The sequence below is a fragment of the Streptomyces subrutilus genome, assembly GCF_008704535.1.
Taxonomy (GTDB): domain Bacteria; phylum Actinomycetota; class Actinomycetes; order Streptomycetales; family Streptomycetaceae; genus Streptomyces; species Streptomyces subrutilus.
In genome coordinates this window covers 3,973,961-4,000,072 of the sequence record NZ_CP023701.1, presented here as the reverse complement: position 1 = coordinate 4,000,072, position 26,112 = coordinate 3,973,961, and the positions used below count along the sequence as shown (strand labels likewise).

The 26,112-nt window shown below is 72.6% G+C and carries 23 protein-coding genes and 3 tRNA genes; 9 read left to right on the top strand and 17 right to left on the bottom strand.

Annotated elements, in window-relative coordinates:
- Positions 1 to 4 precede the first annotated feature (4 nt).
- Genes CP968_RS17485 through CP968_RS17465 form a run of 5 tightly spaced genes read left to right on the top strand, consistent with a single transcriptional unit; the run spans position 5 to position 4,083 of the window.
- Complete coding sequence (locus tag CP968_RS17485) at positions 5 to 202, top strand: hypothetical protein (RefSeq protein ID WP_150518914.1); 198 nt, start codon at positions 5 to 7, stop codon at positions 200 to 202.
- Positions 199 to 1,266 (top strand): DNA cytosine methyltransferase, encoded by a 1,068-nt coding sequence (locus CP968_RS17480; RefSeq protein WP_229886407.1) that lies wholly within the window; start codon positions 199 to 201, stop codon positions 1,264 to 1,266. Before CP968_RS17485 ends, CP968_RS17480 begins: the two co-directional genes overlap by 4 nt.
- Positions 1,263 to 2,666 (top strand): replication initiator protein RepSA, encoded by a 1,404-nt coding sequence (gene repSA, locus CP968_RS17475; protein WP_150518913.1) that lies wholly within the window; start codon positions 1,263 to 1,265, stop codon positions 2,664 to 2,666. Before CP968_RS17480 ends, repSA begins: the two co-directional genes overlap by 4 nt.
- Positions 2,654 to 2,860, top strand: a complete 207-nt coding sequence (locus tag CP968_RS17470) for an excisionase family DNA-binding protein (RefSeq protein WP_150518912.1) — start codon at positions 2,654 to 2,656, stop codon at positions 2,858 to 2,860. Before repSA ends, CP968_RS17470 begins: the two co-directional genes overlap by 13 nt.
- Positions 2,857 to 4,083 (top strand): site-specific integrase, encoded by a 1,227-nt coding sequence (locus CP968_RS17465; RefSeq protein WP_150518911.1) that lies wholly within the window; start codon positions 2,857 to 2,859, stop codon positions 4,081 to 4,083. Before CP968_RS17470 ends, CP968_RS17465 begins: the two co-directional genes overlap by 4 nt.
- Positions 4,084 to 4,161: 78 nt before the next feature.
- On the opposite strand, the gene CP968_RS17460 is transcribed toward CP968_RS17465, so the two are convergent.
- Together CP968_RS17460 and CP968_RS17455 are read right to left on the bottom strand one after the other, a co-directional pair.
- Positions 4,162 to 4,234 (bottom strand) — tRNA-Arg (locus CP968_RS17460).
- A gap of 226 nt (positions 4,235 to 4,460) precedes the next feature.
- Positions 4,461 to 4,551, bottom strand: a tRNA-Ser gene (locus CP968_RS17455).
- 184 nt (positions 4,552 to 4,735) lie between these two features.
- Here CP968_RS17455 and CP968_RS17450 point away from each other — a divergent pair.
- The 3 genes from CP968_RS17450 to CP968_RS17440 all read left to right on the top strand — a co-directional run bounded on the left by CP968_RS17450 (position 4,736) and on the right by CP968_RS17440 (position 9,295).
- Positions 4,736 to 5,161 carry an SSI family serine proteinase inhibitor gene (locus tag CP968_RS17450; protein WP_150518910.1) on the top strand — a complete coding sequence of 142 codons (426 nt, stop codon included), beginning with the start codon at positions 4,736 to 4,738 and terminating at the stop codon, positions 5,159 to 5,161.
- A 119-nt stretch (positions 5,162 to 5,280) separates the two neighbouring features.
- On the top strand, positions 5,281 to 8,706 hold the full coding sequence (locus tag CP968_RS17445; RefSeq protein WP_150518909.1) for a response regulator: 3,426 nt from the start codon (positions 5,281 to 5,283) through the stop codon (positions 8,704 to 8,706).
- Between the two features lie 13 nt (positions 8,707 to 8,719).
- Positions 8,720 to 9,295, top strand: coding sequence for an antibiotic biosynthesis monooxygenase (locus CP968_RS17440; protein WP_150518908.1), 576 nt, complete (start codon positions 8,720 to 8,722; stop codon positions 9,293 to 9,295).
- Between the two features lie 56 nt (positions 9,296 to 9,351).
- On the opposite strand, the gene CP968_RS17435 is transcribed toward CP968_RS17440, so the two are convergent.
- The 15 genes from CP968_RS17435 to CP968_RS17360 form a co-directional block, all read right to left on the bottom strand.
- A complete protein-coding gene (locus CP968_RS17435; RefSeq protein WP_150518907.1) occupies positions 9,352 to 11,001 on the bottom strand; it encodes a long-chain fatty acid--CoA ligase in 1,650 nt (549 codons plus the stop codon).
- A gap of 213 nt (positions 11,002 to 11,214) precedes the next feature.
- Positions 11,215 to 11,748 carry a SigE family RNA polymerase sigma factor gene (locus CP968_RS17430; protein ID WP_150518906.1) on the bottom strand — a complete coding sequence of 178 codons (534 nt, stop codon included), beginning with the start codon at positions 11,746 to 11,748 and terminating at the stop codon, positions 11,215 to 11,217.
- Between the two features lie 136 nt (positions 11,749 to 11,884).
- Positions 11,885 to 13,051, bottom strand: a complete 1,167-nt coding sequence (locus CP968_RS17425) for a lipid-transfer protein (RefSeq protein WP_150518905.1) — start codon at positions 13,049 to 13,051, stop codon at positions 11,885 to 11,887.
- Positions 13,048 to 13,458 (bottom strand): MaoC family dehydratase, encoded by a 411-nt coding sequence (locus CP968_RS17420; RefSeq protein WP_150521962.1) that lies wholly within the window; start codon positions 13,456 to 13,458, stop codon positions 13,048 to 13,050. The genes CP968_RS17425 and CP968_RS17420 overlap by 4 nt, the downstream gene beginning before the upstream one ends.
- 102 nt (positions 13,459 to 13,560) lie before the next feature.
- Positions 13,561 to 14,640 carry an acyl-CoA dehydrogenase family protein gene (locus tag CP968_RS17415; RefSeq protein WP_150518904.1) on the bottom strand — a complete coding sequence of 360 codons (1,080 nt, stop codon included), beginning with the start codon at positions 14,638 to 14,640 and terminating at the stop codon, positions 13,561 to 13,563.
- On the bottom strand, positions 14,640 to 15,623 hold the full coding sequence (locus CP968_RS17410) for a bifunctional MaoC family dehydratase N-terminal/OB-fold nucleic acid binding domain-containing protein (RefSeq protein WP_150518903.1): 984 nt from the start codon (positions 15,621 to 15,623) through the stop codon (positions 14,640 to 14,642). Before CP968_RS17410 ends, CP968_RS17415 begins: the two co-directional genes overlap by 1 nt.
- A 233-nt stretch (positions 15,624 to 15,856) precedes the next feature.
- Positions 15,857 to 17,023 (bottom strand): acyl-CoA dehydrogenase family protein, encoded by a 1,167-nt coding sequence (locus CP968_RS17405; RefSeq protein WP_150518902.1) that lies wholly within the window; start codon positions 17,021 to 17,023, stop codon positions 15,857 to 15,859.
- Positions 17,024 to 17,215: 192 nt separating this feature from the next.
- A complete protein-coding gene (locus CP968_RS17400; RefSeq protein WP_150518901.1) occupies positions 17,216 to 17,527 on the bottom strand; it encodes a hypothetical protein in 312 nt (103 codons plus the stop codon).
- Positions 17,528 to 18,400: 873 nt separating this feature from the next.
- Positions 18,401 to 18,823: a DUF6344 domain-containing protein gene (locus CP968_RS17390; RefSeq protein WP_229886404.1), complete on the bottom strand. Its 423-nt coding sequence runs from the start codon at positions 18,821 to 18,823 to the stop codon at positions 18,401 to 18,403.
- Positions 18,824 to 19,214: 391 nt separating this feature from the next.
- A tRNA-Ser gene (locus CP968_RS17385) sits at positions 19,215 to 19,301 on the bottom strand.
- A gap of 48 nt (positions 19,302 to 19,349) precedes the next feature.
- Positions 19,350 to 20,312 carry a trypsin-like serine peptidase gene (locus tag CP968_RS17380; protein ID WP_150518899.1) on the bottom strand — a complete coding sequence of 321 codons (963 nt, stop codon included), beginning with the start codon at positions 20,310 to 20,312 and terminating at the stop codon, positions 19,350 to 19,352.
- 327 nt (positions 20,313 to 20,639) lie between these two features.
- Positions 20,640 to 21,686, bottom strand: coding sequence for a YeiH family protein (locus CP968_RS17375; RefSeq protein ID WP_150518898.1), 1,047 nt, complete (start codon positions 21,684 to 21,686; stop codon positions 20,640 to 20,642).
- Positions 21,686 to 22,282 (bottom strand): cysteine dioxygenase family protein, encoded by a 597-nt coding sequence (locus CP968_RS17370; protein WP_150518897.1) that lies wholly within the window; start codon positions 22,280 to 22,282, stop codon positions 21,686 to 21,688. The genes CP968_RS17375 and CP968_RS17370 overlap by 1 nt, the downstream gene beginning before the upstream one ends.
- Before the next feature lie 79 nt (positions 22,283 to 22,361).
- Complete coding sequence (locus CP968_RS17365; protein ID WP_150518896.1) at positions 22,362 to 23,267, bottom strand: LysR family transcriptional regulator; 906 nt, start codon at positions 23,265 to 23,267, stop codon at positions 22,362 to 22,364.
- 84 nt (positions 23,268 to 23,351) lie between these two features.
- Positions 23,352 to 25,046: a S1C family serine protease gene (locus CP968_RS17360; RefSeq protein WP_150518895.1), complete on the bottom strand. Its 1,695-nt coding sequence runs from the start codon at positions 25,044 to 25,046 to the stop codon at positions 23,352 to 23,354.
- 240 nt (positions 25,047 to 25,286) lie between these two features.
- Here CP968_RS17360 and CP968_RS17355 point away from each other — a divergent pair, with 240 nt between their 5' ends.
- Positions 25,287 to 26,075 (top strand): glycerophosphodiester phosphodiesterase, encoded by a 789-nt coding sequence (locus CP968_RS17355; RefSeq protein ID WP_189828912.1) that lies wholly within the window; start codon positions 25,287 to 25,289, stop codon positions 26,073 to 26,075.
- Positions 26,076 to 26,112 lie beyond the last annotated feature (37 nt).

Sequence of the window (26,112 nt, the reverse complement as noted above, 5' to 3'; positions counted from 1 at the left end):
CCCCGTGCCGAACCTCACGCCCGCGAACAACGCGCCCGGCCTGCACGTGAGCAAGCCCTCCCCGTCCGAGCCCGCCACCGCGTCCGCCGTCTGCCACTGCGGCGCCTCCGCCACCGCCAAGGGCGACGCCCAGGTCGGTGCCCTGGTCTCCGGTTGGACCGCCAACCACGGCGCCGCCCACACGAAGGGGGCCAAGTCGTGACCACAAGTCCCCAGATCGTAGATCTGTTCGCCGGCCCCGGAGGCTGGTCCGAGGGACTGCGCTCGCTCGGGCACCGGGACATCGGTATCGAGATCGACAGCGCGGTCTGCGCGACCCGCGCCGCCGCTGGGCACCGCACGATCCGTGCCGATGTCGCCGCCTATCCCACCGCCCCGCTCCGCGGGAAGGTGACCGGGCTGATCGCCTCCCCGCCCTGCCAGACGTTCAGCGCCGCCGGCCTCCGCGCCGGAAACACCGATCTGCCCATGTGCCACCAGGTCTTGGACGACCTCGCCCGCGGGCACGATACCCGCAGCACCTTGCGGGCCAGCTGCACGGACTTGCGTTCGCTGCTCGTCGTCGAGCCCCTGCGCTACGCCCTCGACTTGCGCCCGGAGTGGATCGCTCTGGAAGAGGTACCCGCGGTGCTGCCGCTCTTCGAGCACACCGCGCGTCTCTTGGCCGGCGTCGGCTACTCGGTGTGGGCCGGCGTGCTCAACGCCGCCGACTTCGGCTTGGCGCAGACCCGGCGCCGTGCCTTCCTCATCGCCTCCCGAACTCGCCCCGCCCTTCCGCCGGCACCCACGCACGCCGACGGCGGCACTCCGGCCGATCTCTTCAACGACGGTCTCCCGTCCTGGCGGACCATGCGCGACGTGCTGGGATGCCCGCCGGGAGACGTGATCACTCGCGGGAACCACACCACCGGCGGCAGCCGCTTCCCCACCACCGGCCCCTCCTGGGCGCTCACCGGCCGTGCCCGGTCGTGGATGCTCCGGGTCGGCAACCGGCCCGCTTCGACCCGTCGCCGGCTCGACCAGCCCGCACCTACCCTCCTGTTCGCCAAGGCCCTTAACGACGTCTCCTGGATCGACGCCGACGGCACTCCGGTCCGGCGCCTGTCCGTCATGGAGGCATCCGTCCTTCAGGGCTTCGTCCCCGACTACCCGTGGGCGGGTTCCCGCACGAAGCAGTTCGAGCAGATCGGCAACGCCGTCCCCGCGCCTCTCGCCGCCGCCGTCCTGCGTTCGCTGGTACCGGCCCGACTAGAGGTGGCCGCGTGACCGACACCGCCACTGCGGCGGGCCTGGACCCGGCCACCCTGAGCGACCTGCTCAAGGTGGCCGGGGATCCCGGCTTCGACCGCCTCCAGGAACAGATCCGCCGCACCGGAGGATGTGCCGCCCCGATCCGCCTCTCCGGCGGGACCAAGCTCCTCCACCCCGCCACCCACACCGTGATCCACGCCTACACCACCGACACCGAACCCGGCGGGGTCCTGCGCGTCGCCTGCGGCAACCGCCGGGCCTCCCGCTGCCCCGCCTGCGCCTGGACCTACGCCGGCGACACCTACCACCTCATCCGCGCCGGCCTCACCGGGGACCCGGCCAAGGGCACCCCCGAGACGATCCGCGATCACCCTCGGGTCTTCGCCACCCTCACCGCCCCCTCCTTCGGCCCCGTCCACAACCGGCCTGGCAACCGGCCCTGCCGCTGCGGCACCCGGCACCCCGAGGGCGCCGAGGAACTGGGAACACCGCTCGACCCGACCACGTACGACTACGCGGGCGCCGTGCTGTGGAACAACCACGCCTCCGAGCTTTGGCGCTACTTCACGATCTACCTCCGCCGCGAGATCGCCGCCCGCGCCGGACTCACCCAGAAAGCCGCCCGCGAACAGTCCCGCGTCTCCTTCGGCAAGGTCGCCGAGTACCAGAAACGCGGCGCCGTCCACTTCCACGCCGTCATCCGCTTCGACGGACCGGACGGCCCCGACAGCCCCCCGCCCCCGTGGGCCACCCTCGACCTGCTCACCGACGCCATCCGGGCCGCATCCCCTCGCGCCCGCGTGGTCGTGCCGGCCGCTCCGGACCACGGCGTACCTGACGACCGGGTACTGCTGTGGGGCGATCAGCTCGACGTCCAGCCCATCGGCGCCTTCGGCAACGGCGAGGACCTGACGGAACAGGCGGTCGCCTCCTACGTCGCCAAGTACGCCACCAAAGCCGCTGAGACCACCGGAACCGTGGACCACCCCGTGGGCAACAAGGAGGCCCTACTCCTCCTCGGCGTGCCCGACCACCCCCGGCGGCTCATGGAAGCCTGCATGGACCTCGACCGGGCCTACCCCGACCGGCGCTTACGGGCCTGGGCTCACATGCTCGGCTTCCGCGGCCACTTCTCCACCAAGTCCCGCCGCTACTCGACCACCCTCGGCGCCTTACGCCAGGTCCGCGCCGACTACCGAGCCGCCCAACAGCGCGCCTCCCTCGGCCTGCCCGACCCCGACGACCACCCCGAGGCAACCCTCCTCGTGATCGCCCACTGGTCCTACGCCGGCCACGGCTCCACCCCCGGCGAATCCTGGCTCGCCGCCAACGTCCGCCGGGACCTCCAGCACAACCGCGAACACGCCCACGAGATGCGGGCCGAACTGGAAGGAGAGACCGCGTGGCTGCCGTAGTCATCCAACGGAAGTGGCACACCAGCGCCGAGGTCGCCGACATGCTCGGCTTCGGCCTGTCCAAGACCAAGATGCTCGTACTGACCGGGGAGATCCGTTCGGTGAAGATCGGCCGCAACCGCCGCATCCTTCCGGCCTGGGTGGACGAGTACGTCGACCGCATCTCCGCCGGCGCTGAAGGGTGGGCGGCATGAGCGGCAAGCGCGGCAACGGCGAGGGCTCGATCTACCCGTACAAGAACGGCTACGCCGCCTACGTCTGGGTGACAAAGCCGGACGGCAAGCGGGCCCGGAAGTACGCCTACGGCAAGACCCGCGAAGAGGTCCACGAGAAGTGGCTCAACCTGCACGCGGAGGCGAAGAAGGGACCGGTCGCGACTCGGCACCGGACGCTCGCCGTCTTCCTCTCGTACTGGCTGGACTCGATCGTGAAGCCCAACCTGGCCCCGCTCTCCTACGTCTCGTACGAGGGGTACGTCCGGCTCTACATCGCCCCGCACCTCGGCACGAAGCGGCTCGACAAGCTGACCGTCCGAGACGTCCGCGAGTGGCTGACCAAGCTGTCGGCCATCTGCCAGTGCTGCGCCCAGGGCAAGGACGCGAAGCGCGCCACCGCAAGCCGGCGGTGCTGTGCCATCGGGGAGTGCTGCGAGTCGTACCCGTCCCGGCGCGTGATCCAGGGCTCGCGTGATGCCCTGCGGGCTGCTCTGACGCACGCCGTGACCGAGGAGGAGATCGGCAAGAACGTGGCCTCCCTCGTGAAGGTGCCCAAGCCCCGGCGTCGCCGGATCAAGCCTTGGTCCGTGGCCGAAGCCGGCCAGTTCCTCGCCGATGCGGCGGACCGGGACGACCACCTGTTCGCCGCCTGGGTGCTCGTGCTCTGCCTCGGGCTGCGACGCGGGGAGGTGCTGGGCCTGACGTGGAAGTCCGTCGACCTCGAAGCCGGGGAGCTGTACGTCGATCACCAGATCCAGCGGGCCGGGCGGGAGATCCTGCACCGGGAGACCAAGACGGAGGAGTCGGACGACTTCCTGCCGCTGCCGGCGCTCTGCCTGAAGGCGCTCCGGATGCGGCGGGCCCAGCAGCTCGGTGATCGCAAGGCTGCCGGGGAGCTGTGGCAGGACAGCCACGGGCTGATCTTCACGACGAAGCACGGGACCCCGATCGAGCCGGGGAACCTGACCCGGATGTTCGGCCTGCGGGCACTTCGCGCCGGCCTTCGCGTGATCCCGCTGCGGAACACCCGGCACACGTGCGCGGCGCTCCTGGTCGTGCTCAAGGTCCACCCGAAGGTGGCGCAGCGAATTCTGCGGCACTCGCAGATCACCATGACGATGGAGGTCTACGCGGCGGCCGGCGACGAGGACGTGCGGGACGCCCTGGACCGGCTGTCCTCCGCGATGGGTGGCAGCGGCTGAGGCGGTTGCTGTACTTCGCTGCTGTACGGCGGAAACGCCAGAGGGCCCGGACTTTCGTCCGGGCCCTCTGAGCTGCTGTGCACTCGGCAGGATTCGAACCTGCAACCTTCTGATCCGTAGTCAGATGCTCTATCCGTTAAGCTACGAGTGCTTGGCCTGCTGGGGTTTTGCGCCCCGTTGGCCTTGCGAGAACAACAATACATGGACCTCGCCGGGACGCGAAATCCATTGGCCAAACCACGCTTGACCTGCGGAAACGCCCTGGAAGAAGATCATCCGGATGAGGGCGGCGGGCTCGCACACAGGTCGGAGCGGACGGTCGGCGCGTCCGGAAAACACCGAAGCCCCGGTCCATGCGGACCGGGGCTTCTCAGGTGCGGAGGCGGAGGGATTTGAACCCTCGATGGGGGGTAAGCCCCAAACCGCATTAGCAGTGCGGCGCCATAGACCGGACTAGGCGACGCCTCCAGCACACCCTCGCGTACGAAGGTGCGTGCAGATGATGACACAGGCGCGGGGCCGGTCACCAATCCGGTCCCACGGTACAAGGCCGCGAGGCCGTAGGGCAAAGCCTTAGAGCCCTCCGGCACGCAACATCGGCGCACGCGCGTCGTTGGTCAGGCGTACGACGTACGGACGACCTGGAGTGCCCATGTTGCGTCTCGCCGCCTTCGCCGTCACCTCCGCCCTGGCCGCCGCGGCGGCCGGGCCGCTGCCCCCGCTGCCCCTGGCCGGGCTGCTGACGGCACCCGACCGCCTCACCATCGCCATGACCGACACCGGCAACCCCCGGTTGGACCGCGAGTACCGGCTCGAATGCGACCCCGCCGGCGGCGACCACCCCCAGAAGGAGCAGGCCTGCGCCCGGCTGGAGCACCTCTCGCAGGAGGGGAGGAATCCGTTCGCCCCCGTCTCCGACCGGCAGATCTGCACCATGCAGTACGGAGGCCCGGCCACCGCCCGGATCACCGGCACCTGGCACGGACAGAAGGTGGACGCGACCTTCCGCCGCACCAACGGATGCGAAATCAGCCGTTGGGACGAGTTGGAACCTCTGCTTCCGAGTGGGCGTTCCTGACCTGGGAGGATGTGCGGGATGGGCGGTATCCACCCCGCATCCGCCACCCCGCCGCGGGGCGGTGGCCTTAGACTCCTCCCGTGACTTGCCGGTAGTTGTGGTCAGGGAGGAAGCTCGTCGTGAGCAGCAGGCCATCCCGAGGCGCTGCTCGCCTCGCAGCAATACTCGACGCCCTTCCGGACGCGCTGTTGCTCGTCAACGCCAACGGCACGGTCGTCAACGCCAATTCGATCGCTCTCGAAGTCATGGAGAGCCCGGGGACCGGGCTCGTCGGCCGCGGGCTGCTGGACCTGCTGCCGGAGTTCGACTCCAAGCTGATCCCCGGCTCCATGCGCCGGCCCGGCGAGGACGAGGGCGGCCGGACCAAGCCCACCCGGATGACGGCCCGGCGCACCGACGGCAGCGAGTTCCCCGTCGAGGTCACCAGCGCCCACCTCGACGGGCGCGACGCCTACCGCGAGCCGCAACCCGCCTACACCGGCGACGAACTGCTGATGCTCGTCGTACGGGACCTCTCCCAGACCGTGGACACCGAGGCCGAGCTGGCCCGCTCCCAGCGGCAGACCGAGATGATCCTGCGGGCCGCCGCCGAGGGCGTCGTGGGCACGGACACCGACGGCCGCGTCGTCCTGGTCAACCCGGCCGCCGCCCAGATCCTCGGCTACCGCGCCACCGACCTCGGCAACCGCGAACTGCACGGGCTGGTCCAGCACTCCCGGGCGGACGGCTCGCCGTTCCCCTTCGAGGAGTCCCCGCTCGCCGACACCCTGCGCAGCGGGCGCAAGCACCGGGTGCGCGGCCAAGTGCTGTGGAACAAGGCCGGGCAGCCGGTCGCCGTGGACCTGACCACCTCGCCCGTACGGGACGGGGAGCAGCTCGTCGGCGCCGTCATGACCTTCACCGACCGCCGGCCCTACGACGCCCTGGCCGCACGCCACGCCCAGCTGCTGGCCGTCCTCGGCGACTCGCTGCGCGGCCCGCTGGACGAACTGCGCGGGGAGCTGGCCACGCTGGCCGCCGACGACGCGGGACAGCTGTGGCCCGAGGCCAACCAGCTGCTGCACCACCTGGCCGCCGGGTACTCGCGGATGACCACGCTCGTGGACAACGTGCTCGGCTTCCAGCGCCTCGACTCCGGCGGCGACCGGCTCAGGAAGAAGAAGGTCCTGATCAACGGGGTGGTCACGGCCGGCGTCGACGGCGCGGTCGAACTGATCGGGCCGGGGCGCGCGCAGTTCGCCGTGCACGCGCCGACCATCGAGGCCGAGGTGGACGCGGAACGCATCGCGACCGCCCTCGCGCACCTGGTCGCGGACGTCGCCGGGGTGGACGCCACCGGCAAGACGGCCCAGGGCAGCGGGTACGGGGACTCGACGATCGTGGTGGCCGCCGCGCAGCGCGGTGACGTCGTACGGATCGAGGTGCGCGGACCGTACGAGGGCGGGAACCCGGTGCACGAGCCGATCGTGCGGGGCATCGTCGCCGCGCACGGCGGTGTGCTCCAGACGGTCGAGGTGCCGGGCGCGCCCGGCGGGGCCTACGTGCTGGAGCTGCCCCTGGGCTCGGGAGCCGGAACGGTGACCCTGCCGGAGCCGGCCCAGGAGCCCCCGGCCGGCAAGCCCGGCCCGGACGCCCCGAACGGGCCCGGCGCCCCGGAGGCCGCCGCCGGACGACGGGCCCGGCGCGGTGTGGACGCCTTCCTGGACGACGCGGCCGAGGCCGCCGGCCCCGGCACGCCGAACGCCCCCGGCCCCGAAGGCGGCGGCGCGCTGGCGCTGTCGGCGGGACGGCGCAGGGCGGGCGGAGCGGCGGAAGGCGAGAGCGGCTCGGGACTCGACCAGTCCCCGGTGAACCCGGCCGGACTCGGTACCGGACGCCGGCGCGGCCGGGCCGGCGACGACAGCGGCAACGGCAACGGCAACGGCAACGGCAACAGTGGTGGCTACAGCGGTGGCGACGGGCCGGCGGGCCAGGGTCGGCCCGGGGGGCCGCGGGGCTCGGGCGTGCCCGCGCTGCCTCCCGTACCCGCGCTCCCGCCCGTGCCTCCCGCGGCTGCGGTACCTCCCGGGGCCGCGGTGCCCACGCTGCCGCCGGTTCCGGCGGCCGACCACCCCGCCGGACGGCGGCGGGCCCTGGGCGCGGCGGGTCCCGCGCAGCCCGCGGGCCCCGTGCCGGCGACGGGGCTGCGGTCGGCGTCCGCTCCGGGGCAGGCGCCCTCCCGGCCCATCGCCCCCGAAGGCGGCTTCGCCCTGCCGGCCGGTCCCACGCCGGCTCCGCCCGCCCCGCCGGCTCCCGTTGCGGCCGACCCGGCTCCCGCTCCCGCCGAGGCGGACTCCGACGCGCCCGGCGGACGGCGCGGACGCCGGGTGCTGGGCGCGCCCGGGGCCGAGCCCGAGGCCGCCGCACCGAGCGCCGACGCCGTGGCGGAGCCCGTCACGCCGACCGGGCGTCGGCGTGCCCTCCCGGCGACACCGGCCTGGCCGGCCCCAGCGGCGCGGACGGCCGCCGAGGACGAGGACGCCTCCGGTGCCACCCCGGTCCCCGGGGCCCGGCAGCCGCAGGGCGCGCCGGAAGAGGGTCAGGCGGCGCAACCGATCAGCGTGCGGGCCCTCGGCACCCTGGGCCAGGGCGTCTCGGTGGACCCGAACGGCACGGGTTCGGGCCGTCGGCGCCGCCTCGCCGAGCCCGCGCCGCAGGGCCGGGCGTTCGCCATAGGGGCTCCCGAGGCGGGCTCCGACGAGGGTCCCGAGCCGCTGGACGGCCCGGGCGGCGCCGTCGAGGTGGTCAACCGGCCCGTACCGCGGCCGGTGGACGACGAGCTGCCGCCGGAGCCGCTGGACAACCCGCGCCGGCTGCTGGTGTGGCCCGCGCCGGACGTGCAGACCCAGCAGGCGCTCAGCGACCGCGGCTACCGTCCGGTGATCGTGCACTCCCGCGAGGAGGTGGACGCGCAGATCGCCGCGTTCCCCGCCGCGCTGTTCGTGGACCCGCTGACCGGGCCGATCACCCGTACCGCCCTGCAGGCGCTGCGGCAGGCCGCGGTGGCCGCCGAGGTGCCCGTCCTGGTCACGGCCGGGCTGGGGCACGCCACGCGGGAGGCGGCGTACGGCGCCGACCCGGCCGTCCTGCTCAAGGCGCTCGCGCCCCGCGACAGCGAACAGCACCCCTCCCGGGTGCTGCTGATCGAGGAGCACGACGAGATCGCGACCGCCCTGACCGCCGCCCTGGAGCGGCGCGGGATGCAGGTCGCGCGGGCGGGCGCCGACACCGACGCCGTGGAGCTGGCCACGCGGATGCGGCCCAACCTGGTCGTCATGGACCTGATGCAGGTGCGCCGCCGGCGGGCCGGGATCGTGGACTGGCTGCGCGCGAACGGGCAGCTGAACCGGACACCGCTGGTCGTCTACACGGCGACCGGCATCGACCGGGCCCAACTGCCGCGGCTGGCCTCCGGCGAGAGCGTCCTCTTCCTCGCCGAGCGGGCCACCTCCGCCGACGTGCAGGGCCGCATCGTGGACCTGCTGGCCAAGATCGGGACCAACTAGTCATCCTGGCCCGATGGCCATCACCCAGACGAACGAGCAGACCGTCCCCGCCGACAACGGGGAGGTGAACCTGCTGATCGCGCGGCAGGTGGAGCCCGGGCACGAGGAGACGTTCGAGGCCTGGGCCCACGGCATCCTGGAGACGGCCGCGCGGTTCCCCGACCACCTCGGGTACGGGCTCTTCCGCCCGGCGGTGGAGGGCGGGCCGTGGTTCCTGGTGCACCGCTTCCGCGATCAGGCGGCGTTCCGGCGCTGGCAGGACTCGGCGGAGCGGGCCGAGTGGTTCTCCAACTGCCTGGGCCACCACCACACGGAGATAGCCCGGCGCGAACTGCAGGGCATGGAGACGTGGTTCGCGAAGCCGGGTACGACCCGGCCCGCGCCGCCGCGGTGGAAGATGGCGATCAGCTCCGGGCTGGCCATCTTCCCGATCTCGCTGGTCGGCAACGCGGTGCTCGGGCCGTACCTGGTGGACGTCAACTTCGTCCTGCGGACGGCCGCGTTCGCGGTCGTCTTCAGCACCCTGATGACCTACGCGGCCATGCCCGCCGTCAGCAGGCTGCTCCGGTCCTGGCTCACGAAGGGCTGAACCGGACCGGAGCCGCGGAGGTCGGGGGTCAGGGGTCAGGGGTCAGGGGTCAGGGGTCAGGACAGCGTGGTGACGTCCAGCGCGCCGTCCGCGTACTGCTTGCGGATCACCTTCTTGTCGAACTTGCCGACGCTGGTCTTCGGCACCGCCTCGACCAGCGTCCAGCGCTCCGGCAACTGCCACTTGGCGATGGACCCGGCGAGGAACGCGCGCAGCGCGGCGTAGTCCACGGTCGCGCCCTCCTTGAGGACGACGGTGGCCAGCGGACGCTCGCCCCACTTGTCGTCCGGGACGGCGACGACGGCCGCCTCGGCGACCTCCGGGTGCGCCATCAGCGCGTTCTCCAGCTCCACGCTGGAGATCCACTCGCCGCCGGACTTGATGACGTCCTTGGCCCGGTCGGTGAGGGTCAGGTAGCCGTCGGAGCTGATCACACCGACGTCGCCGGTCTTGAGCCAGCCGTCGGCGCTGAACTTGTCCTCGGGGCGGACCGGCTCCGCGGCGGCCCCGCCGTAGTAGGCGCCCGCGATCCAGGTGCCGCGGACCTCCAGCTCGCCCGCCGATTCACCGTCCCAGGGAAGGTGGTCGCCGCCGGGCCCGACCAGCCGGGCCTCGACGCCCGCCGGGAAGCGGCCCTGGGTGATCCGGTACGGCCATTCCTCCTCGCCGCTCAGGCCGGCCGGCGGGTGCGCCATCGTGCCGAGCGGGGAGGTCTCGGTCATGCCCCAGGCGTGGCAGAGGCGCACGCCGAGCTTGTCGTACGCCTCCATCAGGGAGGGCGGGCAGGCCGCGCCGCCGATGGTGACCTGCTTCATGGAGGTGAGGTCGCGCGGGTTGGCGGTGACCTCGGCCAGCAGTCCCTGCCAGATGGTGGGCACGGCCGCGGCGTGCGTCGGCTTCTCCCGCTCGATCATCTCGGCGAGCGGGGCGGGCTGCAGGAAGCGGTCCGGCATCAGCATGTTGATGCCGGTCATGAAGGTGGCGTGCGGCAGCCCCCAGGCGTTCACGTGGAACTGGGGCACGACCACGAGGCTGGTGTCCTTGTCGGTCAGTCCCATCGACTCGGCCATGTTGACCTGCATGGAGTGCAGGTAGATCGAGCGGTGCGAGTAGACCACGCCCTTGGGGTCCCCGGTGGTGCCGGAGGTGTAGCACATGGCGGCGGCCTGCCGCTCGTCCAGCTCGGGCCAGTCGTAGGTGTCGGGGCGGCCCGCGAGGAGGTCCTCGTACTCGTGCAGGCGCACCTCCAGCCCGTCGAGCGCGGAGCGGTCGCCGACGCCGGAGACCACGACGTGTTCGACGGTCGGCAGGTGCGGCAGCAGCGGGGCGAGCAGCGGCAGGAGCGTGCCGTTGACCAGCACCACCCGGTCGGCGGCGTGGTTGACGATGAAGACGAGCTGCTCGGGAGGGAGCCGCAGGTTCAGCGTGTGCAGGACCGCGCCCATCGACGGGATCGCGAAGTAGGCCTCGACGTGTTCGGAGTTGTTCCACATCAGCGTGGCGACCCGGTCCGTCTGGCGGACTCCGAGCTCGTCGCGCAGGGCGTTCGCGAGGCGGGTGGCGCGGGCACCGATCTCGGCGAAGCTGCGGCGGTGCGGCTCGGCCTCCCCGGTCCAGGTCGTGACCTGGGACTTTCCGTGGATCGTCATCCCGTGCTGAAGTATGCGGGTGACGAGGAGCGGTACGTCCTGCATGGTGCTCAGCAAAGCGTCCTCCCAGTGAGCGCTGCGGCGCTGCGGCGGCTTCGGATGCTGCCGATTCTGCGCACGTACCGGTCGGCATGTCACTACCCGAGAGTAGAAACGACCCCGGATGTTTCACGTGAAACGTGCGACGGTCCGTGTTTCACGTGAAACACGGACCGCTGTTTCACGTGAAACAGCGTGCGGCCGACCGGCGCACCGCCGCGTCGGGCGCGCTCAGCGGACCGGGGTGAGCTCGGGGTCGTCGCGCAGCTTGACCAGCGCGCGGGACACGGCGCTCTTCACCGTGCCGATCGAGACCCCGAGCAGTTCGGCGGTCTGCGCCTCGCTCAGGTCCTCGTAGTAGCGCAGGACGACCATGGCACGCTGCCGGTCGGGGAGCCGGGTCACCGCGCGCCACATCGCGTCCCGCAGCGCCTGGGCCTCCGCGGGATCGGCGGCCGGCGGCTCGTCGGTCTCGGGAAGCTCGTCGCAGGCGAACTCGTCGACCTTGCGCTTGCGCCACTGGGAGGTGCGGGTGTTGACCAGGGCCCGACGGACGTAGCCGTCCAGTGCCCGGTGGTCCTCGATCCGGTCCCAGGCGACGTACGTCTTCGTGAGCGCCGTCTGGAGCAGGTCCTCGGCATCACAGGGGTTGGCTGTCAGGGAGCGCGCGGTGCGCATCAAGGCCGTGCCCCGGGTCCGGACGTACGCCGAGAACGACGGGTACGGCGTCGGATTCGAGGCGAGCGTGCACACAGGGGTGGTCATGTCTCCACGCTAGGAGCGCGGCCGCTCCCTGGGATCGGCCGCAGGTGCCGAAGGGGGGTCCACCTCAGGTTGTAGGGGCGGCGCGGGCTCCACCTCCTGAAGGTGGAGGAGGGCGGAGCCCGCCGCAGCCGGGGTCTCAGCCGTCGGAGCCGAGGATCAGACCGGAGGTCGGGACCCCGGTCCCGGCCGTGACCAGGACGTGCTCCGCTGCCGGCACCTGGTTGGCGGAGGTGCCGCGCAGCTGGCGGACGGCCTCGGCGATGCCGTTCATGCCGTGCAGGTAGGCCTCGCCGAGCTGGCCTCCGTGGGTGTTGAGCGGCAGCGCGTCGGCGGCGACGAAATCCGCGGCCTCGCCCGGACGGCAGAAGCCGAACTCCTCCAGCTGCATCAGCACGAAGGGGGTGAAGTGGTCGTAGAGGATGCCGACGTCGATGTCCGAGGGCCGCAGTCCGCTGGTGCGCCACAGCTGGCGGGCGACCACGTCCATCTCCGGCAGGCCGGTGAGGCCGTCGCGGTAGAAGGAGGTCATGGCCTCCTGGCGGCGTCCGGCGCCCTGCGCGGCCGCCGTGATCACGGCGGGTGCCTGCCGCAGGTCTCGGGCCCGCTCTGCCGTGGTGACGACGAGGGCCTGGCCCCCGTCGGTCTCCTGGCAGCAGTCCAGCAGCCGCAGGGGTTCGACGATCCAGCGCGAGGCCGCGTGGTCGGCCAGGGTGATGGGCTTGCCGTGGAAGTAGGCGGCGGGGTTGTTCGCGGCGTGCCTGCGGTCGGTGACGGCGACGTGCCCGAAGGCCTCGGGCGTCAGGTTGTACGCGTGCAGGTAGCGCTGTGCGGCCATGGCCACCCAGGACGCGGGTGTCAGCAGACCCCACGGCAGCGACCAGCCGAGGGCCGCACCCTCCGCCGAGGGCTCGCGCTGCTGGACGCCGGAGCCGAAGCGGCGCCCGGAGCGCTCGTTGAAGGCCCGGTAGCAGACCACGACCTCCGCGACCCCGGTGGCGACGGCGAGGGCGGCCTGCTGCACGGTGGCGCAGGCCGCGCCGCCGCCGTAGTGGATGCGGGAGAAGAAGGAGAGCTCCCCGATCCCGGCCGCCTGGGCGACGGTGATCTCGGGGCTGGTGTCCATGGTGAAGGTGACCATGCCGTCGACGTCGGCCGGGGTGAGCCCGGCGTCGTCGAGGGCCGCGTGCACGGCTTCGACGGCGAGGGTGAGCTCGCTGCGCCCGGAGTCCTTGGAGAATTCGGTCGCGCCGATGCCGGCGATCGCGGCGCGGCCGCCGAGCTCGTCGCGGGTGCGGGCGCTCATGCCGGGCTCCCCGGGGCCAGCGTGACCGTGACCGTGCCGGTGACGTGGTGGCCGATGCCGTTGGCGCCGACCACCCGGACCTGCGCGGTGTCCCCGTCGAGCGCGGTGACGGTACCAGTGAGGGTCATCGTGTCGCCCGGGTAGTTGGGGGCGCCGAGGCGGATGGCCACCTTGCGCAGGACGGCCCGGGGGCCGAGGTGGTCGGTGATGTAGCGGCCGACCAGGCCGTTGGTGGTCAGGATGTTCATGAAGACGTCCGGGGAGCCCTTCTCCCGGGCCAGTTCCGCGTCGTGGTGCACGTCCTGGTAGTCGCGGGAGGCGATCGCGCCCGCGACGATCAGCGTGCGGGTGACCGGTATCTCCAGCGGTGGCAGCTCCGTGCCGATCCGTATCGCGCCGACTGCCATGGCCCCTGCGTCTCCCGCGTCCTCGGTGTCCTCGGTGTGTTCGATGTATTCGATCTCTTCGGTGTGTTCGGTGCATTCGGCGTCTCCGGCACCCCGCATGTCTCAGCCCTCCTGCGCGAGTGCGTCGCCCAGCTCGGCCAGCAGTTCGCTGCCGCAGCCCAGGTAGGCGTCCAGCTGCCGCCCCCAGAGGAAGTGCCGGTGGACGGGGTGCTCCAGGTCGGCGCCCATCCCGCCGTGCAGGTGCTGGCCGGCGTGCACGACCCGCTTGCCCGCCTCCGAGGCCCACCAGGCCGCCGTCAGCGCGTGCTCGCGCGCGGGCAGGCCCTCGTCGACGCGCCAGGCCGCCTCGTACGTGGTGACCCGGATCGCCTCGGTGTCCATGTACGCGTCGGCCGCGCGCAGCATCACGCCCTGGTTCGTGGAGAGGGGCCGGCCGAACTGCTCTCGGACGCCCGTGTACTCCACCGCCCGGGCGAGCGACCCCGCGCAGACGCCCGCCTGGAGTCCGGCGAAGGCCGTACGGGCGGTCGCGAGCACGGCCTCGTAGGCCCCGGCGGCGCCGAGGGGCTCGGCTTCGGCGGCGGTCAGTGTCAGCCGGCCGGCCGACCAGGGGGCGGTGGTCTCCACCGGGGCGGTCCGGACGCCGGGTGCGTCGGTGCGCACGATCCACAGCCCGCCGTCGGCGTCCGGCACCAGTACGTGGGTGGCCTCGCGCAGCCAGGGCACGGCCGGGGCCGTTCCGGTGAGCCGGACGCCGCCCTGTGCGGTGCGGCGGCCGGTGTCGGCGGTGGCGGCGGCCAGGGGACCGCGATCGGCGGTGATCCGGCCGCGGTTCGGAAACGCTCCGGTGGCCACGGCTTCGCCGGTGCCCAGGGCCGGGAGCAGCCGGGCGCGCTGCTCGACGGTGCCGTGCGCGGCGACGGGCAGCACCCCGTAGGCGCAGGTGGCGGCGAAGGGGACCTGCGCGGTGCTACGGCCCTGCTCCTCCAGGAGCAGGACCAGGCCGAGCAGGCCGATGTCCTCCACGGCGGCGGGCAGCCCGGCCGCGGTGAGTGCCTTCCACAGCTCGGCGTCGCTGCCGGTGCCGGCGGCGGCGAGGCGTTCGTGCGTGGCGAGGTCGCCGAAGATCCGTGCGGCGAGGCCGGCCGCGGCGGCCTGCTCCTCGGTGGGGTGGAAGTCCATCAGGCCTCGCTCCCGCGGAAGACGGGGAGTACGAGACCGTCGTCGACGGTCAGGAACTCCAGTTGGACGGGCAGGCTGATGCGGACCTTGTCGTACGGGACACCGGTGATGTTGCTGACCATCCGGACGCCCTCGGCGAGCTCGACGAGCGCGACCGCGTACGGCGGGTCGAAGGCCGGGAAGGGCGGGTGGTGCATGACGACGTAGCTGAAGACGGTGGCCGCGCCGGAGGCCTCGACGGTGTCCCAGGCCGGGGAGCCGCAGGCATGGCAGCCGGGCAGCCAGGGGAAACGGAGGCCGGAACAGCCGGTGCAGCGCTGGATCAGCAGCTTGCGGTCGCGCACCCCGTCCCAGAAGCCCTGGTTGTCGCGGTTGACCACCGGCCGGGGACGGCTCGCCCGGGGCCGGGCACCGGACGCGGGCCGCTCGGCGCTACGGGCCCGCCCGTCCGGGCGGGCGGCCGGTGCGTACTTGAGGATGCGGAAGCGGTGCGTACCGGCGAGCTCGCCGTCGACCCGGACGTCCATGCGCGTGGTGACGAAGTGGCCGGTGCCCAGTCTGGTCGTCTTGCGGGGCGACACGGACTCGATGACGGCGTCGAAGGCGACCGTGTCGCCGGGGCGGAGCGGGCGCCGGTACTCCTGCTCGCAGTCGGTCGCGACCACGGAGGTGTATCCGGCTCCGTCGAGGAGCGCGAGCAACTCGTCGTAGGCGGAGGTGCGGTCGCCGTGGCCGGAGAGGCCGCCCATCGTCCAGGCCTGGAGCATGGTCGGCGGAGCGATGGCGTCCGGGCCCGTGTAGGCCGGGTTGGCGTCGCCCACCGCCTCGCACCAGTGGCGGATCATCGGAGCGTTCACGGGGTCCTTGCCGCGGCCGCCGATCGCCGCCGCAGACCCCTCGAAGGCGGCCAACCGCCGGTGGAACGGGTCCGCGGGCCCGGCCTCGGGCCCGCCCGGAACACCGGCCGCGCGCTCGCGCGCCACCCCGTCCACCGGACCCGCGTCGCCGAAGCCCTCCCGGACCGCGGAGCCCGGGGCCGTCGCCGGTGCCCCAGGTACCTCTGGTGACCCTGGTGCCTCTGGTGTCCCGGGCCCGCGCGTGCCCTCTGCACCACCCGCACCACCTGGCCGAGCCGCAGCTCCCGTACTGCCCGGACCGCTCGCTCCGACCGTGCCGGGTATTCCGTCCGACCCGCCCCCGCCGGCCGCGTCCGCCGTCATCGCTTCCTCCCCTTCATGCCGAGCCGCATCATGGCGACGATCTCGCGCTGGACCTCGCTGACCCCGCCGCCGAAGGTGTTGATCTGGGCGGCCCGGTTCATCCGCTCCAGCTCGCCGCCCCCGAACGCCTCCGCCCCGGGGCCCCGGATCAGGGCCTGCTCGCCCACCACCTCCTGGCACATCCGGTACACCTCGACGGTCGACTCGGTGCCCAGGAACTTCACACCGCTCGCGTCCCCCGGCGCCAGGTCGCCGCCGCCGACGTCCTGGACCAGCCGCCAGTTCAGGAGGCGTACGGCGGCCAGCCGGGCGTGCGCCTCGGCGAGGCGCGACCGTACCCAGGGGAGATCGGCGGGCCGTGCTCCGGTGGCCGGGTCCGGGGTGCGGGCGTGGACGAGGGCGGCGTCGTAGAAGTCCTCGGCCTGCATGCCGATGGCGGCGAGGGCCACGCGCTCGTGGTTGAGCTGGTTGGTGATCAGGCCCCAGCCGCCGTGCTCCGGACCGACGAGGTGGCCGGCGGGCACGCGCACCGCGTCGTAGTACGTCGCGGTGGTCGTGAGGCCGCCGACCGTCTCGATGGGGGTCCACGAGAACCCTGGTGCCTGTGTGGGCACCAGGACGATCGAGATGCCCTTGTGCTTGGGAGCCTGCGGGTCGGTGCGGCAGGCCAGCCAGATCCAGTCCGCGTTCTGCGCGTTGGAGGTGAAGATCTTCTGCCCGTCGACCACCCAGTCCCCGTCCGGGCCGCCGTCGCGCACGGCGCGGGTACGGAGCGCGGCGAGGTCGGTACCCGCCTCGGGCTCCGAGTAGCCGATGGCGAAGACGAGCTCGCCGGCGAGGATCCGGGGCAGGAAGTAGTCCTTCTGCTCCGGAGTCCCGTACTTCATCAGGGTCGGCCCGACCGTGTTGAGCGTGACCATGGAGACCGGTGCGCCGGCCCGGTATGCCTCGTCGAAGAAGACGAACTGCTCTTCCGCTCCCCGGCCTTGGCCGCCGTACTCGACGGGCCAGCCGAGGCCGAGCAGCCCGTCGGCTCCGATGCGGCGCAGGAGTTCCCGCTGCCCGCCGGGGTCCTCGGGCGCTCCGTCCGGCATGAGGTCGCGGAAGTAGTTCCGCAGTTCGGTGCGGAGCCTCAACTGGCCTTCGGTCGGGGCGAGGTGCACGGCACTGGCCTCCCGGCATCACAACATCGAGTGCACCTGACTGTCCGTCAGATTTACCCGTGGTGTCAAGGCCGCAAAGGGGCGGGCGTGCGCCGGCGCCCGCAGGGCACGCGCGAGGGCGCCCGCGCCGACGGACCCCAGCCGGTCCGGTCGCGCGGGCGCCCTCATCAGCCCGAAGGGGTCAAGCCGCCCTTACCACCAGGGATGGAAGTTGACCGATACGTTCGAGTTCGACTGGTGGATCGGGGTGAGGGCCGAGCCGTTCACCTGCGCGGTGTTGTTCTGGTTGGAGGCACCGGAGCCGGTCGCCACCTGCTGCGAGGTCGACGAGTTCCCGTTGTTGTTGCCGCCCACACCACTGCCGATGATGCTGGCGACGCTCGCATTCGATCCGTCGTTCGCGAAGGAGCCGTTGTCGGCCGTGGCCACTCCGCCGAAGAGGGCGACGGCGAGGGGCAGGGCGGCGACGGTGGCGATGACGCGGGCGGTACGGATGCTTGCCATGTGTGAATCCTCCAGAAAACCGAAGTGGGACTTCGAAGTGGGACTTGTGCCGGAGCAGTTGGCCTACCGCCTCGGCCGTTCCGTGTGGGACGACGTCGCGGAACCAGAGTTGCCCACCGAATCCCCGGCGAACCAGACCGGAGACCACTATTCCCCCGCAAGTATGACCAACATCGGATAAACCTCATTCGCGCCCCCGACGGCGCAGATCACCCCACCCGGGCCCGCTGAAACCCTTGCCGCGCAAGGGGCGAAGCGTTCCGCCAAACTGACGGTGTGCGGACATGCCGAAAAGAGCCGCGCCCTCCGGGATCCCACCGTCTCCCGGGCATGCGGCCCTGCCGTACCAAGCCTTGCGCCCCCTGCACGCCCCCGGCATCCGCCGGGGCAGTCCGTCCGCGCCCCACACAGGGGCGCCACCCGGCGCGCTCCACGGCCCACGAGGGTCCGGGCTCCAGCGCCGGTCGCTTCTCTCACCACTCCTGTACGCACGAACCCGTCCGCACCGACTCCTCGGCGCGCACCACTGGCCGGCGACAGGTCCCGCTCTCAATCGACCACGTCCGGCAAGTCCGCTTGTGGATAACGGACTTCATGCCTTCGTGTCTCGACTTCCGTACGTCTGCTCAGCGACGGCGGCTCGTGCGCCTGCCACACCGGCTCGTCACGGCTTCCCTGCATGTCCTACGAGTCATACAAGTCCTACGAGACCTACGAGACCTACGAGTCCTACGTGGCTCTCATGACCTACGCGTCCTACGGGGTCCTACCGGTCCTACAAGTCCTACGGGTCCTACAGGTCCTACAGGTCCTACAGGTCCTACAGGTCCTACGGGTCCTACGGGTCCTACGGGTCCTACGCTCCGGACGGAACTACGCGGCGAGGGCGAGCGCTTCCCGGGCGGCGCCGGCGGGGGCTCCGACCTCGGTCACGATTCCGGCGGGCGAACCCGAACCGACTGCGGCTCCGACTGCGACTGCGGCTCCGGCTCCGGCTCCCATGGCGGCGGCGGTGGTCGAGCGGCGGACGGACGGGGTCTTGCCATGGGCCTCGGCGCGGATCCGCTGCTTGATGGTGGGCGGGAGCGAACCTCCCCGCATCATCGCCCTCCAGGTCCGCCGGGCCGTGACGGCCGCCCGGCGCGCGGTGACGGCCGCGGGGGCCGGGACGGCGGGGGCGGAGACACCGGCGACGGCCGGGGCAGCCTTGCCGCCGAAGCCGAGGGACGCGAGGAGGGCCACGAGTGCGGCCAGGACGGCGGTCCAGATCGAGGTGACGGTGGTGCGGTGGGCCATGACGGTTGCCTCATTTCGGGATGTTCGGACGGGCGGATCTGAATACATTCGTCATGATGTGGCCGCAACCGCACGACGCCCGCCACGCGCGCCGATCTTCCGACAAACACCACTCAAAAGGCCCAAAGCCGCCTGGAAGGCCCCCTCCCTACACGGGCACATCTCTCGACTTTCGCAAACAAAGAGCCAGTTCAGAGCCGGTACGGCACCTCCCGGCACGCTGGCGTCGGCACGGCAACCCGAAGAATCCGCTGTGCGCCTTCGCCCACCGGAGCCGGACTTCGCGCGGCGAAGGACGCGACCCGCCGGATCGCAGCCCGGCCGCGCCCACGCAGAAGGGGCGCCCCTCGTGAGGGGCGCCCCTTCCGGTCAGCATGGCGCTGACGCGGTGCGGTGGGTGTGGGATTTGAACCCACGGTGACATCGCTGCCACGACGGTTTTCAAGACCGTTCCCTTAGGCCGCTCGGGCAACCCACCTGGCCGGTACAGAGTACCGGGCCGTGGCGGGGGCCGGGGCGGGGTGGATCAGGCCGTCTGGGCCTTGTCGTAGGCCGCCTTGGCCTCGTTGCCGAAGTACGGGCCGTACATGCGGTTCGGCAGGAAGGTGTAGCCGAAGCTGTTGACCGAGACCTGGGTGCCCAGGCCCGTGGCCTCGTCGAAGTCCTGGAACCAGGGGCCGCCGCTGGAGCCGCCGGTCATGTTGCAGGACAGGCTGTGGTCCTTGGTCAGCAGGAAGTCCTTGCCGCTGTTGCCGCTGCAGTAGACGAGCTTCGTGCCGTCGTACGGGGCCGCGGCCGGGAAGCCGAAGGAGTACATCCTCTTGTTGTAGCCGCCGTTGAAGAGGATGCCCTGGGCTCCCACCGCCTGGCTGAGCGTGCGGCCGTTCAGCGGTGCGACGACGGCGAGGCCGACGTCCATGTTCATGTCTTCGCTCGCGGCCCACTGGTCGGTGGCGAACGTCTTGGTGGCCGACCACTGGCCGTAGGGGGCGTTGCCGTTGTCGTAGGCCGGGACGAACACCCAGTTCGTGTGCCAGGCCCCCTGGTACTTCACGCAGTGGCCGGCCGTGATCACCGTGCTGCCGTTGGCGCTGGTGATCGAGTCGCCGGAGCAGGACGCGGTCCGGTCGCCCATGGTGAAGAAGACCCGGCCCGAGGTCTTCACGACCGCCCCACCGCCGGTCCACGCACCGCCCCCCTGCGGGAACGCGGTGGGGGAGGCGGCGGCCGGGGCCGTCGGGGCGATGGCGGTGGGTCGGGCGGCGGGGGCGGCGACCGGGGTACGGGCCGCTCCCGGGGCCGCCGTGACGTCGAGCGGGGTGGCGCCCCGCATGCGCTCGGCGCTCCAGAAGCCCTGGACGTGCTGCTGCCGGAAGGCGGCGGACGCGGGCGCGTCCGAGGCGGCGGCAGGGGGCGCGGCCGTGAGGGCGCCCGCGAGGAGGGCGCCGGCGGATAAGAGGGTGGACAGGACGGTGCGACGACGATTCACGCAGGACTCCTTCGGCCGTGCCCGGTCCGGGGCAGGGCGGGGGTGAAGAGCGGTCGGTGCGGATCGGCTGTGCAACGGTGCTGCGCGGTGCGGGATGCGCCGTACGGGTGCGGGTGCGAGTGCGCCCAACGGGTGTGAGTGCGCCGTACGGGTGCGGATGCGGGTACGCAGTGCGCCGTACCGATGCGGGTCAGCGGTACGCGGTGCGCGGTGCGCGGTGGGGGATGTCGGGGCAGAGTGGCACGGGCGGGTGTCGATGTCAGGAGGCGGTCGGAACGTTCGGTCGGTTCCGGCCAGGAATTGGCCAACTCCTTCCCCCTGCACGGCTCACAGGGTCAGCAGCACCCCGAGGTACGACACCCCGGCCACCACCACCCAGGCCCCGAGACCCAGCGTCGCGGCCCGCCCGCCGGTCCGGGCCAGCGTCGGCAGGTGCACCGCGCTCCCGAGTCCGAACAGGGCCGCGGCCAGCAGCGCCTCCTGGGCGGTGTGCGCCCACTCCAGCGCCGCGTCGGGCAGCACCCCCGTGGCCCGCAGGGCGGCCGCCGCGAGGAACCCGGCCACGAACAGCGGCACCGGGGCCGGCCTGCGGCCCGAGGCGGTGCGCACTCCGCGCCGCCGGGCCCGTACGGAGAAGGCCACGGCCGCCACCAGCGGGGCCAGCAGCGCCACCCGCATCAGCTTGACGAGCACGGCCTCGCCGAGGGCTCCCGGGCCCGCGGCCTGGGCCGTGGCCACCACCTGCCCGACGTCGTGGACGCTCGCGCCGACCCAGCGCCCGAACTCCGGGTCCGACAGTCCCAGCGGTCCCTGGAGCAGCGGCAGCACCGCGATGGCCAGCGTTCCGCACAGGGTGACCAGGGCCACCGAGGCGGCGACGTCCTCCTCGTCGCTGCCCGAGACCTCGCTCACCGCACCGATCGCCGAGGCCCCGCAGATCGAGTACCCGGTGGCGATCAACAGGGGTTGGTCGCCCGGGAGTCCGAGGCGGCGACCCAGCCACAGGGTGCCGAAGAAGGTGGCCGCCACCACCCCGGCCACCATGGCCACGGTCGCCCAGCCCAGCCGCACCACCTGGTCGAGCCCCAGCCCGAGGCCCAGCAGGACGATGCCGATCCGCATCAGTCGCCGCCCGGCCAGGGAGAGCCCCGGGCGGGCGGTGCCCCGTACGAAGACGCGCGGGCCGGGAAGGTGCGCGGCGGCGATGCCCAGCACCACCGCGGCGGTCAGCATCGGTACCGCGGGCACCGCCCGGTGGACGAGCCACGCCACCAGCGCTCCGGCCGCGGCCGCGGCCAACCCGGGCCAAGGAGTGGATGTTTCACGTGAAACACGGCGGACCGGCGCGCCCTGGGGGCGGTTGAGGAGGGCCATCAGCCGACGGGGAGCGTGTAGACGCGGCGGATGCTCGTGCCCAGCCGGGACACGTCGGCGCCGTAGACGTGGAGGGATATCGCGGTACCGGCACAGGAGTTGCGCACGGAGTGGATGTCGCCCGGCGGGGCGAAACCGCACACGTCGCCCTGCCCGTTGACCACGTCCTCGGTGGCCACCAGCCGCGCGGACCCGCCACCGGACCCGCCACCCGATCCGGACCCCGCACCCGTGCCCGTCCCGGTCCCCGGCACCAGGCGGTAGCGCCGCTCGCTCTCCGCGCCCTGGTGCACGCCGGCCACGCACCACGACACGTGGTCGTGGATGCAGGTCTCCTGACCGGGCAGCCACACCAGGGCCACCACCGAGAAGCTCCCGTCGGACTCGGCGTGCAGGACGTGCTGGCGGTAGCGCTCCGGGTCGCCCTCCCGCTGCGCCGGCGTCAGCAGGTCGGCGGCACCCAGGTGCGGGGCCAGCACCTCGCCCACCAGGTACGCGGTCACGTCGGGCGCCAGGCCCCGGTCGACGACCGAGCGGATCTCACGGACGAGGGCGGCCATCCTCGTGGTGGTGCGGGCCGGCGTCGTGGTGGTCATGCCCGCAGCGTCCTGCGGTCCTTCCCCCGCGTCCAACGACAGTTGTGACCCGAAATCCCAAGTCCCGCTTATGGATCGGTCAGCAGCCGACCCGGTTCGCCGCGACCCGTCGCAGCGCGTCCAGCACCACCGCCGTCGCCGGTACCCGCAGGTGGTCCCGGTAGACGTAGGCCGCGATGTGGCGGCGGGCGGCCGGCTGGAGCGCCCGGCCGCAGACACGGCTGAGGGAGAGCGAGGGCAGTACCAGCGCGGGCATCATCGCCACGCCCAACCCCTGCGCGACCAGGCTCTGCACCACCAGGTTGTCGTCGGTGGCGAAGCGGATGTCGGGCACGAAGCCCAGCTCCGCGCACTCGTGCAGCAGGTTCGCCCGGCAGCGCGGGCAGCCCGCGATCCACCGTTCCCCGGCGAGGTCCGCGAGGTGCACGGCCCGGCGCCGGGCGAGCGGGTGCCCGGTCGGGAGCAGCACCGTCAGCTGGTCCTCCAGCAGCCTGATCTCGGCCACCTCCTCCGGGACCTCCTCGTGCAGGCCCGGGTAGGTGAACGCCAGGGTGATGTCGCACTCGCCGCGCTCCAGCCGGCGCAGGGACCCCGGCGGCTCGCCCTCCAGCAGTTCCACCTGGATGCCCGGGTGCTCCGCGGCCAGGCCGCTCAGGGCGTCCGGGACGAGCGTGGCGTTGGCGCTGGGGAAGCCGCACAGGCGTACCCGTCCGGTGCGCAGGCGGGCGTAGGCCGTCAGCTGCGCCTCGGCCGCGGAGAGGCTGCCGAGGATGGCCTCCGCGTGGCGGGACAGGGACTCGCCGGCCTCGGTGAGCTGCATCCGGCGTCCCACCCGGGTGAACAGCGGGGTGCCGACGGAGCGTTCGAGCGCCTTCATCTGCTGGGTGATGGCGGGCTGGGTGTACCCGAGGGCGCGGGCCGCCGCCGAGTAGGACCCGGAGGTGACGACGGCGTGGAACGTCCGTATGTGCCGAGAATCGAACACGAGCGAAGCATAAGCGGACGTTGGGAGGGGCCGCAGTCGGATTCCCGCCTGCGGCCCCTCTCCGATCAGGCCAACGGCCGACCGCTACTTGTCCCCGACCCGCGAGCCGAGGGTGATGTCGACCGTGGTCGGCTTGCCGCCGCGCAGGTAGGTCAGCTTCACCGTGTCGCCCGGCTTGTACGTCCAGATCATGCTGATCAGGGACGGGCCGCTGTCGACCGGCTTGCCGCCGAACTCGGTGATGACGTCGCCGGGCTTGAGTCCCGCCTTGCCGGCCGGACCGTTCGGGTCGACCAGGTCGTTGGCGGCCGCGCCCTGCTCGGAGATCTTGGCGCCGTCGCCCTTGGCCTGGAGGTCCACGGAGACCGAGATCACCGGGTACACCGGCTTGCCGGTCTTGATCAGCGATTCGGCGACGTTCTTCGCCTGGTTGATCGGGATGGCGAAGCCGAGGCCGATGGAGCCGGCCTGGCCGCCGCCGAAGCCGCCGTTGCCGGCCGACTGGATGGCGGAGTTGATGCCGATGACCGCGCCGCGGCCGTCGATCAGCGGGCCGCCGGAGTTGCCCGGATTGATCGAGGCGTCCGTCTGCAGGGCGCTCATGTACGAGTTCTTGCCGCCGGAGCCGTCGCCCGAGGCGACCGGACGGTTCTTGGCGCTGACGATGCCCGTGGTGACCGTGTTGGACAGGCCGAAGGGGGCGCCGATCGCGATGGTCGGGTCGCCGACGGCGACCTTCTCGGAGTCGCCGAGCGGGAGCGGCTTGAGGCCGGCCGGCGGGTTCTTCAGCTTGAGCACGGCGACGTCGTAGCCCTGCGCGCGGCCCACTACCTCGGCTTCGTACTTCTTGCCGTCGGAGAAGGTCGCGGAGAGCTTTCCGCCGTTCGCGGCGGAGGCCACGACGTGGTTGTTGGTGAGGATGTGGCCCTGCTGGTCGTAGACGAAGCCGGTGCCCGTGCCGCCCTCGCCGTCGCCGGCCGAGGCCTCGATGGTGACCACGCTGGGCAGGGCGCCGGACGCCAGGCCCGCGATGGAGTTCGCGTCGCGCTTGAGGTCCTTGGGCGTGTTGCCGGCGCTGATCGTCGTGGAGCCGCTGCCGTTGTCGCTGCGCTCCGCGGCCCAGTAGCCGACCCCGCCGCCGATGCCGCCCGCGAGCAGGGCCGCGACGAGGACGCCCGCGATCAGGCCGCCGCGGCCCTTCTTCTTGGGCGGAGGGTTCCCGTCCGCGTACGTGGTTCCCCAGGCGGCGCCGCCGTGGCCGCCGCCCGCGCCGTACGCCGGAACGGTCGGCGGCGGGGGCGGCCAGCCCCCGGCGCCGTGCGCGGCCGGAGCCTGCGCCCCGGCCTGGGGCTCTCCGTAGGCCGGAGCGGGGTCCTGCCCCTGCGCCGGAGCCTGTCCGTAGGCCGGAGCCTGTCCGTAGGCCGGAGCCGGGTCCTGCCCGTACGCCGGAGCCTGCGCCGGAGCCTGCGCCGGGGCCTGCGGCGGCTGCGTGTGCGGGAGGTGCTGGGTCGGCTCGGCGCCGGGCGGGGCCGTCGGGGGGAGCTGCTGCGTCGCCGGATCGGCGGCGGGCGGTCCCGCGGGGGGCTGGGCCGGGGCCGCCGGAACGGCCGCCGCAGGCGGTCCGTCGGTCGGGCGGGCGTCGGCCGGGTGGTGCGGTGCCGGCGCGGGCGCGGGCTGCGGCGCGGGGGCCGTCGCCTGCGTCTCGGAGGCCGGAGCAGGTGGTGCGGACGGGGCCGCGGGGGGCGTCTGGGCCGCGTTGCCCTCGTTCTCGGTGCTCACAGCGCTCTCTCCTCGTCACACACGGCTTCGGTGTTCTCTGGTCTTACATCGGTCCGACTGAACGTTCGACGAGCCGTACAAGTTCCTGGGCAAAGCCTTTCCCATGACCCGTCAGGGCACTGTAAGCCGGACCTGTGAGTCTCCCGCCATTCTTTATATCCGACATTTCGAGCTGCTCGCAGAATGCGGCCGCGTCGCCCGACGCCCTCCCGGTGGCACCATGACCCGGTGACCCACGCAATGCCGCGCCCCATCCAGGTCGTCGCCCACCGCGGCGCCTCGGAGGATGCCCCCGAACACACCCTGGCCGCCTACCGCAAGGCCATCGAGGACGGCGCCGACGCGCTCGAATGCGATGTCCGGCTCACCGCCGACGGCCATCTGGTCTTGGTCCACGACCGCCGCGTGAACCGTACGTCCAACGGCCGCGGCGCCGTCTCCGCCCTGGAGCTGGCCGATCTCGCCGCGCTCGACTTCGGGTCCTGGAAGGACCGCGAGGAGTCCCCCGACTGGGACGCCGACCCCGAGCGCACCTCGGTCCTCACCCTGGAGCGCCTGCTGGAGCTGGCCGCGGACGCCGGCCGGCCGGTCCAGCTGGCGATCGAGACGAAGCACCCGACCCGCTGGGCCGGACAGGTGGAGGAGCGCCTCCTCTTCCTACTCAAGCGCTTCGGCCTGGACGCCCCGCCCGCCGAGGGACCCCATCCGGTCCGGGTCATGAGCTTCTCCGCGCGCTCCCTCCACCGCGTGCGGGCCGCGGCGCCGACGGTGCCGACCGTGTACCTGATGCAGTTCATCACCCCCCGCATGCGGGACGGACGGCTGCCGGCCGGAGTGCGCATCGCCGGTCCGGGCATGCGGATCGTGCGCAACCACCCCGCCTTCATCCGCAAACTCCAGGCCACCGGACATCCCGTCCACGTGTGGACGGTGAACGAGCCGGAAGACGTTCAGCTGTGCGCTGACCTCGGTGTAGAGGCCATCATCACGAACAGACCCCGTCAGGTTCTGTCCCAGCTGGGACGCTGACGTCCCTCTTTGCCCACTCGCCCCGGGCGACTCACCA